The sequence below is a fragment of the Polaribacter sp. genome, from assembly GCF_036480315.1.
GTDB lineage: Bacteria > Bacteroidota > Bacteroidia > Flavobacteriales > Flavobacteriaceae > Polaribacter.
On record NZ_JAZGGG010000022.1, the window covers coordinates 22830 to 35777 of the forward strand.

Here is a 12948-nt window from a genome sequence, read left to right on the forward strand (position 1 = left end):
ACTATGAACTTCGAATACTCACAAAAATCAAAAGAATTACAACATAAATTATCAACTTTTATTGAAGAACACATTGTTCCTATAGAAGAAGAATTTATTGCTTTTCAAAGTAATAAAGATAATATGTGGAAGCGTTTCCCGAAGACAGAAATGTTAAAACAAAAAGCAAAAGACGCAGGTTTGTGGAACTTGTTTCTTCCTAAAGATTATGGAGATTTAAGTCCGGGTTTAACAAATTTAGAATACGCTCCATTAGCAGAAATAATGGGGGAAAAAATTTGGGTTTCAGAAATTTTTAATTGTTCTGCGCCAGATACAGGTAATATGGAAGTATTAGCAAAATATGGAAATGAAGCACAAAAAAAAGAATGGTTGGCGCCCTTAATGAATGGAGAGATTCGCTCTGCTTTTTTAATGACAGAACCACAAGTTGCTTCTTCAGATGCAACAAATATTGAAACTTCAATTGTTTTAGATGGAGATTATTATGTAATAAATGGAAGGAAATGGTGGTCTTCTGGTGCAATGGATCCACATTGTAAAGTAGCCATTGTTATGGGCAAAACAGATGTAAATGCACATAGACATCAACAACAAAGTATGGTTTTGGTTCCTATGGACACTAAAGGATTAGAGATTGTGCGTCCGCTTTCAGTTTTGGGTTATTACGATTCTCCAGAGGGTCATGCAGAAATTGAATTAAACAATGTTCGTGTACCAAAAGAAAATTTAATTTTGGGTGAAGGAAGAGGTTTTGAAATCGCTCAAGGTCGTTTAGGTCCTGGTAGAATTCATCATTGTATGCGTTTGGTTGGTATGGCACAATATGCGTTAGAAATTATGTCTCAAAGAACTTTAGAAAGAGAAACTTTCGGAAAGAAGTTTTATGACTATAGTAGTATTCGACATGAAATTGCAAAATCGCAATGCGAAATAGAACAAGCACGTTTGCTTACGCTTTCTGCTGCAGATAAAATGGATAAAGCTGGAAATAAGGAAGCGAAAGATATTATTGCAATGATAAAAATTGTTGCTCCAAACATGGCATTAAATGTAATTGATAGCGCTATGCAAATTTTGGGAGGAAAAGGTGTTGGACCAGATACTTACCTGCCACATTATTTTGCTATTGCAAGAATGTTGCGTTTGGCAGATGGTCCAGACGAAGTCCATATGTATCAGTTAGGTAAAAGTTGTATTAAAAAATACGGAAATAAATAATGATGAGTAACCAAAAAGTTAGAAAAGGCGAAGAATTGAATGAAGTATTGTTGAAGAGGTATCTTGTTGATAATAAGCTGGTAAGTTCAGTTGAAAGCGATTTGTTTGTAGAGCAATTTACACATGGTTATTCTAATTTAACGTATTTACTTAAAATAGAGAAACAGGAATTTGTATTAAGAAAACCACCAATTGGAGCAACAAAAAGAGGTCATGATATGAGTCGTGAGTTTAAAGTGCAAAGTGGTGTTCAAAAAGGTTTTTCTAAAGTTCCAAAAATGTTTTGTTATACAAATGATGAATCTATTCTTGGCAGCGAATTCTACATCATGGAAAAAGTAGAAGGAGTTATTTTAAATTATAAAGAAGCACAAAAAAGAAACATCTCAACTTCAGATTATAAAATTATTGCAAATTCTTGGTTAGATGCTTTAGTAGCATTACATTCTGTAGATTATAATGCTATTGGTTTAGGCGATTTAGGAAAACCAGAAGGTTATGTAAAAAGGCAAGTTTCTAATTGGGGAAAGCAGTATTTAAAAGCTAAAACTAATGAGTATCCTGAAGCAGAAATGGTGATGAAATGGATGGATGAACACCAACCTAAACAATATGAGCATTGCTTAATACATAATGATTATAAATATGATAATATTGTTTTTAAAGATGATACATGGCAAGAAGTTTCAGCAGTTTTAGATTGGGAAATGGCAACTTTAGGAGACCCTCTAATGGATTTAGGAACTTCTTTAGGTTATTGGACCGTTGCTACAGATCATGATTTTGTAAAACAAGGAATTCCGTCTCCAACAATTTTTAAAGGAAACCCAATAAGAAGTGAAATAGCGCAAATGTATGCAGAAAAATCTGGTAGAAATGTAGATGATTTAGTGTTTTATTATGTCTTCGGATTGTTCAAAATTGCAGTAATTGCACAGCAAATTTATTATCGATATTCTAAAGGATTTACCACAGATCCTCGTTTTGCTAACTTGAACAAAGCAGCAGAATTATGTTGTAAATTGGGATTAAAAGCTATAAAAACAAACAAAATTGATTAAAAATGGAAGTAAAAAACAAAATAGTCATTGTTACTGGCGCAGGATCTGGAATAGGAAAAGCAACTGCAATTCATTTTGCAAAACATGGAGCAACAGTAGTTGTTTCTGATATTAACATTGAAAGTGCTCAAGCTGTTTCCGAAGAAATAAAAAAGAGCAACGGAAAAGCAACTGCGAATAAGTGTAATGTTGCTAAATTTGAAGAGGTTGAGAACCTTGTAAATTCAACAGTAAAAGAATTTGGAAAATTAGATGTAATTGTAAATAATGCAGGTATTGGTCCAAATCTATTAAGAACCCATGAGTCAAAATTAAAAGATTGGGATGCTGTAATTGCTGTAAATCAAACAGGTGTGTATTATTGTATGAAAGTTGCATTGAAACAATTTTTAAAACAAGATGGCGGTAATATTGTTAATATTGCTTCTTTGGCGGGTTTAAAAGCATCACCGAATAATATAAGTTATTCTGCTAGTAAATTTGCAGTTGTTGGGATGACAAAGTCAGCCGCAATGGAATATGCAACTAAAAACATTAGAGTTAATGCTGTTTGTCCTGGTTATACAGAATCTGCATTGTTGAGTCAATTAATAAACGCAAAACCAGAAATGGATGCTATTTTAAAAAGTGTAATACCTATGAAACGTTATGGAAAAGCCGAAGAAATTGCTGATGCTGTTGTTTGGTTGGCCTCTGATAATACAAAATTTATAACCGGACAAACAATTACATTAGACGGCGGAACATCACTTTAAATTGTCAAGAATATTGAGTAAGTTTGTAAAACAAAAAATCAACATAAATATTAAAATTTAGAAATTATGAAAAAATGGTTAGTTCCAGTAATAGTTATAGCTCTTGTTGCATATGCAATTTATAGTTGGGGTAAAGGATTTAATAATGAGGCAGTTGTCTTACAGGAAGATGCAAAAACAACTTGGTCTAATGTAGAAAGTTCTTACCAACGTAGAAATGATTTAATTGGTAATTTGGTAAAAACGGTACAAGGAGCTGCAGATTTTGAAAAAGAAACATTAACAGATGTTATCAATGCAAGAGCAAAAGCAACATCAGTAAATATTAATGCGGGTGATTTAACACCAGAAAAAATGGCGCAATTTCAACAAGCACAAGCTGGTATGAGTGGTGCGCTTTCTAAATTATTAGTATCTGTAGAACGTTACCCAGATTTAAAAGCAAATGCAAATTTTTTGGAATTACAAAGTCAGTTAGAAGGAACAGAAAATAGAATTAATGTTGCTAGAGATCGTTTTAATGGAGGTGTTAACAACTACAACAAGCACATTAAAGTTTTTCCGAATTCATTATTAGCAGGAATGTTTAATTTTGAAGAAATGAATCGTTTTAAAGCGAATGCAGGTTCTGAAAACGCACCAGATGTTAACTTCGATTTTAATAAGAAAAAACAATAAATGTCTAAAGTAGAAGCATTTCTTACTCCACAAGAAGAACAAGAAATTATTTCTGCAATTAGAGTTGCTGAGAAAAATACTTCTGGCGAAATCCGTGTACATATTGAGGCGTCAACAGAGAAGAATCATGATGAACGATCGTTAGAAGTATTTCATCTGTTAAAAATGAACAACACAAAAGATGAAAATGCGGTTTTGATTTATGTTGCTGTAAAAGACAAGAAGTTTGTTATTTATGGCGATAAAGGAATTAATAAAATTGTTGATGCTGACTTTTGGAATTCTACCAAAGATATAATGCAAAACCATTTTAAAAACAGCAATTTTAAACAAGGTATTGTTGATGGGATTTTAAAAGCTGGAGAAGAATTAAAGACTCATTTTCCTTGGCAAATAGATGATGAAGATGAACTTTCTAATGAGATTTCTAAAGGATGAGTTATTTAAATAAACAGTTTTCAATAAGCAGCATTCAGTCTATAATTTTCAATAAGAGGTTATTTTTGTTTATAGCTTTAACTTGCTCTTTAAGTTTATTTTCTCAAGGGTATCAAATACCTGCAAAACCAAAATTTATTCCAGCACTTGTTGATAGTATTGGGCTTTTAGATAAGTATCAATTTGATAAGTTATCGAGAAAGTTAGAAGTTTATAGCGATTCTACTTCTACAGAAATTTTTGTAGCAATTATAAGTACTACTAAAGGAGAAGATATTTCTTATTTAGCAACACAATGGGGACATAAATGGGAGATCGGGCAGAAAGGAAAAGATAATGGAGTATTTCTTTTAGTAGCCAAAGATGATCGAAAAGTTACCATTCAATCAGGTTACGGAACTGAACATCTTTTAACAGACTTTATGTCTCGTAGAATTATTGAACGAGAGATTACACCAAAATTTAAACAGGGTAATTTTTACGGTGGTTTAGACAAAGGAACTGATGCTGTTTTTCAAGTATTAAATGGGGAATACAAAGGAGGTGAAAAACAAAATTCTAAAGATTTTGACCCTGGAATTATTTTCTTTATCATTATTATCATCATTTTTTTTATTATTATTTCTAGAGGAAATAAAAACAATAAAAATGGAGGTAAAGGGTTTAGAAGAGGTTCTTTAGCAGACACAATTTTTGATACCATAATTTTAAGTAACGCTGGTAGAAGTGGAGGTAGTTTTGGTGGTGGCTTTGGTTCTTCTGGTGGCGGTTTTGGAGGTTCTTCAGGCGGTGGTTTTGGCGGTTTTGGCGGCGGCGGCGGTTTTGGCGGTGGTGGTGCTTCTGGTGGTTGGTAAAAATCCATCTTAATCTTCTCAAAGAAAAGTAACTCAAACACAATAATTGTTTTTTAAAAAAAAAGTAAGTAATAGGCTCTTCAAGTTTTATAATTTGAAGAGCCTAAAATTTTAATAAAGGTTTTAAATATGATGAAAAAAATAGGTGTTTTATTCAGTTTTTTATTGTTTTTAAATTGTCAGAATTTTGGAAAATTAAAACTAATTACAGATTTACCGAAGGATTTAGAGGAAGTTTCTGGGACAGAAATTGTACCAAAATCTGATTTAATTTGGATGATAAATGATAGTGGAAATGCGCCAGTTTTATTTGGCTTAAATGAAAAAGGAAAAATAGTAAAAGAAATTTATATAAAAGCAAAAAACCATGATTGGGAAGATTTAGCTTCTGATGAAAAAGGAAATATTTACATTGGTGATTTTGGTAATAATTTAAATAAAAGGAGAAATCTATCTATTATCATTGTTGACAAAAATGAGTTAGACGAAAAAAAAACTGAAGTTGATAGAATAGAATTTGTATATCCTAATCAAACTAAATTTCCACCTAAAAAGAAGAATAAATATTTTGATGCAGAGTCTTTTTTCTATTTTAAAGCTTCACTTTATATCTTTACAAAAAGTAGGGTTAAAGGAAAATTCGGTAAGACTACTTTGTATAAAATTCCCGCAAAGAAAGGAAAATATACAGCTGAAATTGTAGGTAAATTTGAGAATTGTAAAGATTTAGAATGTTGGATTACTTCTGCGGATATTTCACCAAATGGAAAAAAAGTAGCATTACTTTCTCAAAAAAATGTATTAATTTTTTCTGATTTTAAAGATGATAAATTCCTTTCAGGAAAAGTAACAAAAATTGACTTAAAGCATCGTTATCAAAAAGAAAGCATCACTTTTAAAGATAATAATACCTTGTTAATTACAGATGAAAAAGCACATAACACTGGAGGGTTTTTGTATGAATTGAAGATTTAAATAGTTACAAACTTATAAATCAACAGTCCCCAACCTAAAACCAAGCACAAACCACCAAGTGGTGTAATTGGTCCTAAAAATTTCATTTTTTTATTATTTGCAGATGAAATTACCAAACCATAAATTGAAAAAGAAAACAGTACAATTCCAACTATAAAAGCGTAAATAATATAATTATCTATAGTTACTTGATGATTCAATTGAAAGCCTAAAGTTAATAATACAATTGCATGATAGATTTGGTATTTCACTCCAGTTTCAAAACTTTGTAATAACTCTGAAGTTAATTTTTTCTTTAATAAATGCGCTCCAAATGCTCCAAGTATAACTGCTGTTAATCCAAAGATTGCTCCTGAAATTATTGCTATTTTATCCATATTTTGTTAAAATTTAAATCCTAATCCAACGGCAATTCGTAAACCATCATCACTATTAAAAGCAGCAATATTTGCTCCCAACATATTTGCAGCGTTAAAGAAAAAGCCACCTCCATATGAAGTATTCCAATTCTTCACGTTTCCTGGGTTTATAGTTAAACTTTGTTCTCCCCAAACTTTACCGTAATCGAAACCGCCATAAACCCCAATATTTAAAGGAACTAAACTGGTTTTAATTTTACTTAAAAGTAAACGAATATCTGATGATTGATAGAATGAGTTTTTACCAGTAAAACGTTGATTTCTGTAACCTCTTAAACCAAATTTATTACCACCAATACTTGCTGCTTGGTAAAATTCGTAAGAGTCACCAAACGTAAAATGAGAGTGTAACTTTGTAGCAAATACCAATTTACCACTTGGTGTTAATTTATAATCAAAAGAAATAGAAGGAATTAAATAACCAAAACCATTATCATTGTCTAGATTAGATGTATAACCAACTTTCAATTCTGTTTTCATTCCCATAGTTGGAAAAGCAGCATTGTCTGCATTTTCAAATTGATAACTTGCTTCTGTATTTATAAATTTTTGAGTATTAAAAATTGAGTTATTAGCTGCAAACGAAATATTTGCAATTCGCCCTACAGTATTCTCAACTTTCATAGTTTGGTAATGAACCCCTAATTTTATTTCTGCACCCAAATCTCCTTTCCAATTTATTGAACTACCAGCAAAGAATTTTCTAATTTTCACTCTATTATAATCTAGATTTCCATCATCTTTTTTTGCTTCCAAATTTAGAGAATTACTTCCTAATCCAAAGTAATTTATAGCAAAATTAGGACTTGTATAACTTGCATTTATACCAAGGTTCCAATTTTTAAAAACACGAGCAAACTCACTTGAATAACCTAGTTCAAATCCGTTTGTTGCAAAATAATAAGCACCAGAAAAAGCATGTTGAGAAGAGAATGGGTTTCTTTCAAAACTGTTAACGGTATACACATCCGATATACCTACCTTTAATCCGTCATCTGGGTTAAACCAAAGAGAAGGATTAATGATGTTTAAGCTATTTTTTAACTTCTTATAATTGTAAACACTTGTTTCGTAATCATCAGTTAATTTAACTTTCCCGTTTTTTGTCACAAATGTATTTTTCTTTGATTTGTGGTCGTAAATTTTTATTTTTTTACCATTTATAATATTATATGTATCATTATTCTGACCACCAATAATTCTAATTTTAATTAAATTATCTCCATCGCCTTTTACAACAAAAGTATCATCATCATCTAAACCATAAATCCAAATTTCTTTAGTTTCTGATTTAGAATATGTTTTTTGATGAAAAATAGTTCCTTTTTCACCTTTTTTAATTCTATAACCAGTAATTTTAGTTTGCCCGTTTTTTAATCTTTCAATGTCAAACCAATCATCTTTATTGGTTCCTTTTATTACTTGAAAGTTATTTATATAGGTGTAATATGAATTAGAAATTTTCTGTAAATTGTTTCTTCTTCCTTGTAATTTTGTTTTTATTTCTGTGATCGTTTCATGTCTAACTTCATCAGGAAAAAGTGTAAAAGCATCATCAATAATTGCATCAGTAATATTAGTAGTTATTAGTTTTACTTGAGCGTCCCAGTCTTTTTTGTTCGATTTTGTAATTAAAGACATGTCTAAAACAGATGGTGATAGATTAAACCATTCTGGACTTTTAATATCCTCACTATAAGCTCTCATTCCTCGTAAAGTAGGGATACTATTTGTTGCGAAATTTAATAAAGCGCCATCACCCATAATAGAGAAAGCCTGATCTCTGTCTCTAGGGATTGGCCTGTAAATTGTTTGTTTTCCTTCTTTAAAAACTGCCCATCTCCATTGATCTTCATGTCTATCGAAATCACCAATTAGCATATCAAATAAACGTGCTTTTATATATGATTTTTCATCTAAAACATAATTTTCACTCTTGCTTAAATTTTTTAATAAGTCGTCTGTACTAATTACTTTATTTGCAAAACCAAAACTTGCTTTATCTCCATGACCAGAAGCTGCACGCTCTTCAATCATGTATAATTCATCGCCAAATTCATCATTAAAATGACCTAAACTGTTTTGTTTTGGAATGTAATATAAAACAGGATTTGTGTGATAAACGCCAATTACATCAGATAATTTTCCAATTGTAAAAGGAGCGTAAGGATGAGAGCCAGTAAACACATCGTTTAATAAACTTTCTGTAACGGTATTATTAAACTGACCTTCTATATATTGGTCTTTAAAAGCAACCGCTTGTAAGTATTGAACTGCATTTTTACGCAAAGCACGCATTACATATTCACGTCCTTTTTTATCACGTAATCTTAAAGATTTAGATTGATGTCCACCACCTTTTCTAACAGGTTTTAACCCACCAAACAGCGTATCTAAATCTACAGTTGGAGCATTTACTTCAATACCAAAATATTTCCTGTAACGTTCTCCCCATAAAAAACGATACATTCCGCTTTTTGTCACCTCTTCTTTAGTGTAGATTGTTGCTTTTTTCTCTGTGATGTTGCTTTTAGGAAATGTGGTAAAGACTTTCTTTTCATTTGGAGTTAAAACGTTGGTTTGATATACTATTTTATCATCTTTAACGGAATAGAAACTCACGTGTGAAGAACCATCTTTATAAACATCTAACTTTGCAAAACCTTGAGCAGCATAAGTGAATTTTGCACCTCCAGATAATTTTGTTGCACTCGTTTTAGAACCTGATCCACTCACAATTTGAGGCAAATTATCTTGAACTATGTATTGCAAACTATGATCATGTCCAGAAACAAAAATAGTTTTATCATTTTCTTGAGAAATGGTTACTAAATGCTTTTTTAGCTCGTTGTATTTTTTATTTTGAAGATCTGTATTTGTGAGTCCAGTAGTTTTACGAAGTAAGTTTTTTATAGAACCTAAAATAGGTAATGGAGTTAAATGACTTTTTGCAGAATAATAACCCCCATGTGAACCATTTGTAAACATTGGATGATGCATAGCAATTATGGTAGTTTTTCCTCTAGATTTTTTTATTAAACCTTCTAGCTCATCAAAAAACTTAACTCTTGTTTTTATTTCACAATTGTCATTTATAGTTGGGTGATTATCCCAATTTGTTAAATACCAATGTGTATCAACAATAATTAAAACAATGTCTTTAGAGATGTTAACTTTTTCTAAAGGACAACCATTTTGTGGTAAAAAAGACTTTTTACCTAATGCTTTTTCTACTAGTTTTTCTTCTCTTTTTAAACCTTGTAGCCCATTATACCAGTCATGATTACCTGGAATAAATATTGAGTTTCCTTTAAATTTTTTGGCAACATTTGTTTGCGCTTCAATTCTTCTTTTTGCTAACGGATAGTTTTTTGATTTTTCCTTTGGAATTCCAGTTTCATAAACATTATCACCTAAAAAAAGTAAAGTCGATTTTTCTGATGCATTCTCTATATGCTTTCTCAAATATTTTAATCCGGGTGAATCTTCAGTAAGTGTAGAGTTACCTGCATCACCAATTAAGAAAAAACTATGTTCAATTTTAGAAATATTTTTTTCTGCTTCTTTAGTTCCATTAGTTTGGTTTTCTGCAATTTGCATTTCTATGGTTGCACAAGCAGAAATCAATAAAAAGAAAACTAATAAGAATGAATATTTGAATAGTTTCATAAGTGTGAAAATAACTATTTTAAAATTGAATTTTTATATAGCAGTAAGTCTTCTTTGGTATCTATATCAAAGAAGTTAGTTGTTAATTTTGAATAAAGAACTTCGCTTTTTTTATTGTTGATATACTCTTTTGCGCCTTTATCTCCTACAATTAATAATAAATCTGAAAAATGTTTTACAGGGAAAATAACAGGAACACCTAGCTTTCCTCCATAATTTGAAGCAATAATTTTATCTTTATTTGTTTGAAATAGATTAAGCATAGCTTCTAAATAAGTAACTTCAATTGCTGGTTGATCTGCTAGTAAAATAAAGATTCCATCAAAATAAAGCTTTCTGTTTTTAAAATAATTAATGCCAGATATAATACTTGAACTTAATCCTTTTTCAAAATTTTCATTCTTAATAAATTGGATATTTTCAGTATGTATTTCTGATTTAATTTTATCTGCGTTTGCACCCAAAACACAAAAAACATTTTTAGAATTTGTTTTTAGAGCATTTTCTAAAGTAATTTCTAGTAACGTTTTGTTCTTAATCTTCAATAGCTGTTTTATGTCTTTCATTCTTGAAGATTTTCCTGCAGCTAAAACTAAAATTGCTATTGAATCCATATTAATTATGAATTTTCCCTGTAAGATTTCTTAAAGAAAATGGTTCTTTTTTTCTGATAACGGATAAAATTTCAGCAACAATTGAAACTGCAATTTCTTCTGGGGTTTGAGCGCCAATATGCAATCCTGCTGGTGTATAAATATTGTCTAAAAATTCATCAGAAATATCAGGAATAAACTCAAAAAGTTCATTGAATAAACGTTCTCTTCTGTTTGGAGCACCTAGTATTCCAATGTATTTTGGTTTGTATTCAGAAAGTTTGATAGTATATTTTAAATCTTGTACGTAACTATGATTCATAATTACAATGGCAGTATTTTCTTCAATACTATTAAATTGAATCTTTTCTGGAGAGTCACCTTTAACAGAGTTTGCTCCAGGAAAATCTTTAATTTGTTTACTATTTTTTACTGAAGTTATCACATCAATTTCCCAACCAAGATTAGAGGCTACTTTGCAGAGTTTAACAGCATCGTGTTCTCCACCAATTATTATCAGTTTAAAACTAGGTTGTAATATTTGTGAGAAAATGTTTGCTTCATTTTTATCTTGAAGATTGAACGTTTCTGAAAATACAAATTGTTTTTTGTTTTCAAAAGTTACTACTGAACCAAAATGACCAAAAGCTTCATTATTTTTTATAAAATTGCTTTCTATTTTTACAGTTTCTCTTTCTAAAATCGCACCTGAAAAATGAGTTATAAAATTGCTATTGATAAAAAAGGGTTCGATTAAAATGTATAAAACACCTTCACACCCTAATTTATATCTGCCGTCATAAGTAATGATTTTTGGTTTGTTGTCAGAAAAAACACTTTTAGATCTGTGAATAATTTCTTTTTCTACACAGCCACCACTAACAGCTCCAACAGAGTTAAAATCTTCAGAAATTAACATTCTAACTCCTGGTTTTCTGTAAGATGAACCTTCTAAATGTACCACAGTAGCCAAAACATTCTTCAATCCTTTTTGCTGATTGATGAAAGCTTGATTGATAATGTTTTTAAGTTCGTGGATCATTTATAAAACTAAAATTAAGCTATAAATATAAAACTTTTAAGTTTAGTTTTTAAAGTTTGTTTTGCATGTTTCACATTCATAATTGTCTTCATTTATTACAATTCCACTAACATTGCTTTCTACAATTTTAATAATAAGGTTGTTATATGTTTGGTCATTTCCTATTAATTTACCTCCTTTATTTAATTTGTAAAAATCACCTTCTCATTCTTGTTTCCCCAACAATTTGGGCAAATTCCTTCAGGTGCTTTTTTAGTGGTATTTCCTTCAGTTTTAAATTAAAGTAATTTTTAATATTTTGTATTAAGCTCATATTTTTTTTTGGTTTTAATATTATATTATTTCTGTGTCAATAAGAATTTCGCTTTGTAATGTTTTGTGAACTGAGTATTTAGATGCAATTTCTTTTAAACGTTGCGTTTGTTTTTCATTTAAATTTCCAACAAATTTGTGTTTTTTAGATAGTTTTTCTAAAGTTGCGTACATTTCGTTATAATGAGGATAGTTTTCGTTCTTAAAAACTCTACCATTTGCCAATACTTCTTTAATTACTATGGATTTATTTTGACTCAATAATTCATCTAAAATTTCTCGTAAACTTTGATCTAAAAAATTATACGTTACTTGAAATAGATCAAAAACTGGTTCTCTATCTACCAAAACATCTAGCGCTTTTTTTATTACTTCTATTTGATTTGTACATGTAGTTGTTATGCCTATTTTAAAGTTATGTTCCTTTTTTAATAAAGCCAATTGGTTTAAAACTTCAACATTTTCTAAAACACCAGTTTTTAAAGTTGCAGAATGAATTTGATATACTTTTAAATAGGGCAGAAGTTGTTTAGAGAAACCCCTTTGCTCATTTAATTTAAATAAACGATGTTCTTTAACTTCATGAATCGTAGCATTTGCATCAAAATTTGCGGTATAAGTATAACCCCATTTTGTAGCGACTCCAATACTTTTATCATTTTAATTTGCAGTCACTCTAACACTAATTCTTCTGCTAAACCATAACCAGGTGCAGTATCAAAATAACGTACACCTAACTTATAAGTTTCGTCTAAAACCGAAAAACTATGTTTTCTAAATGATGTTAAGTTAGAATTAATACTATTTTCTTGACGAATATTTATGTACTGTGGTCCTCCTAAAGTTGCGGTTCCTAGCCCTAATTTCATATTTTTAATTTAAATGGATTTCGCTACATACTGAAACAAGTTTAGTGCAAAAAGCGAGGTTT

Annotated in this window: 13 protein-coding genes; 7 read left to right on the forward strand and 6 right to left on the reverse strand. The window is 30.2% G+C overall.

Annotated elements, in window-relative coordinates; genetic code table 11:
- The first annotated feature begins 3 nt into the window (after positions 1-3).
- The 7 genes from V3V28_RS04525 (at position 4) to V3V28_RS04555 (ending at position 5982) form a co-directional block, all read left to right on the forward strand.
- The gene (locus V3V28_RS04525; RefSeq protein ID WP_331363842.1) at positions 4-1221 is read left to right on the forward strand and encodes an acyl-CoA dehydrogenase family protein; all 1218 of its coding nucleotides are present in this window, start codon (positions 4-6) and stop codon (positions 1219-1221) included.
- A 2-nt stretch (positions 1222-1223) separates the two neighbouring features.
- Positions 1224-2282, forward strand: a complete 1059-nt coding sequence (locus tag V3V28_RS04530; protein WP_331363843.1) for a phosphotransferase family protein — start codon at positions 1224-1226, stop codon at positions 2280-2282.
- Positions 2283-2284: 2 nt separating this feature from the next.
- Positions 2285-3037 carry an SDR family NAD(P)-dependent oxidoreductase gene (locus V3V28_RS04535; protein ID WP_331363844.1) on the forward strand — a complete coding sequence of 251 codons (753 nt, stop codon included), beginning with the start codon at positions 2285-2287 and terminating at the stop codon, positions 3035-3037.
- Between the two features lie 66 nt (positions 3038-3103).
- On the forward strand, positions 3104-3715 hold the full coding sequence (locus tag V3V28_RS04540; RefSeq protein WP_331363845.1) for a LemA family protein: 612 nt from the start codon (positions 3104-3106) through the stop codon (positions 3713-3715).
- Positions 3716-4153 carry a TPM domain-containing protein gene (locus V3V28_RS04545; protein WP_331363846.1) on the forward strand — a complete coding sequence of 146 codons (438 nt, stop codon included), beginning with the start codon at positions 3716-3718 and terminating at the stop codon, positions 4151-4153.
- Between the two features lie 65 nt (positions 4154-4218).
- Entirely contained in the window at positions 4219-5007 is a 789-nt protein-coding gene (locus V3V28_RS04550) for a TPM domain-containing protein (protein ID WP_331363847.1), read from the forward strand.
- 129 nt (positions 5008-5136) lie between these two features.
- A complete protein-coding gene (locus tag V3V28_RS04555) occupies positions 5137-5982 on the forward strand; it encodes a hypothetical protein (protein WP_331363848.1) in 846 nt (281 codons plus the stop codon).
- Here the strand turns inward: V3V28_RS04555 and V3V28_RS04560 are convergent.
- The 6 genes from V3V28_RS04560 to V3V28_RS04585 form a co-directional block, all read right to left on the reverse strand.
- Positions 5979-6359 carry a DUF423 domain-containing protein gene (locus V3V28_RS04560; protein WP_331363849.1) on the reverse strand — a complete coding sequence of 127 codons (381 nt, stop codon included), beginning with the start codon at positions 6357-6359 and terminating at the stop codon, positions 5979-5981. The genes V3V28_RS04555 and V3V28_RS04560 overlap by 4 nt on opposite strands.
- A gap of 6 nt (positions 6360-6365) precedes the next feature.
- Positions 6366-10070 (reverse strand): metallophosphoesterase, encoded by a 3705-nt coding sequence (locus tag V3V28_RS04565; RefSeq protein WP_331363850.1) that lies wholly within the window; start codon positions 10068-10070, stop codon positions 6366-6368.
- 14 nt (positions 10071-10084) lie between these two features.
- Complete coding sequence (locus V3V28_RS04570; protein WP_331363851.1) at positions 10085-10684, reverse strand: nucleotidyltransferase family protein; 600 nt, start codon at positions 10682-10684, stop codon at positions 10085-10087.
- Position 10685: 1 nt separating this feature from the next.
- Positions 10686-11705 carry an XdhC family protein gene (locus V3V28_RS04575; RefSeq protein ID WP_331363852.1) on the reverse strand — a complete coding sequence of 340 codons (1020 nt, stop codon included), beginning with the start codon at positions 11703-11705 and terminating at the stop codon, positions 10686-10688.
- Between the two features lie 333 nt (positions 11706-12038).
- Complete coding sequence (locus V3V28_RS04580) at positions 12039-12458, reverse strand: hypothetical protein (protein WP_331363853.1); 420 nt, start codon at positions 12456-12458, stop codon at positions 12039-12041.
- A gap of 230 nt (positions 12459-12688) precedes the next feature.
- On the reverse strand, positions 12689-12886 hold the full coding sequence (locus tag V3V28_RS04585; RefSeq protein ID WP_331363854.1) for an aldo/keto reductase: 198 nt from the start codon (positions 12884-12886) through the stop codon (positions 12689-12691).
- Between the last annotated feature and the right edge of the window lie 62 nt (positions 12887-12948).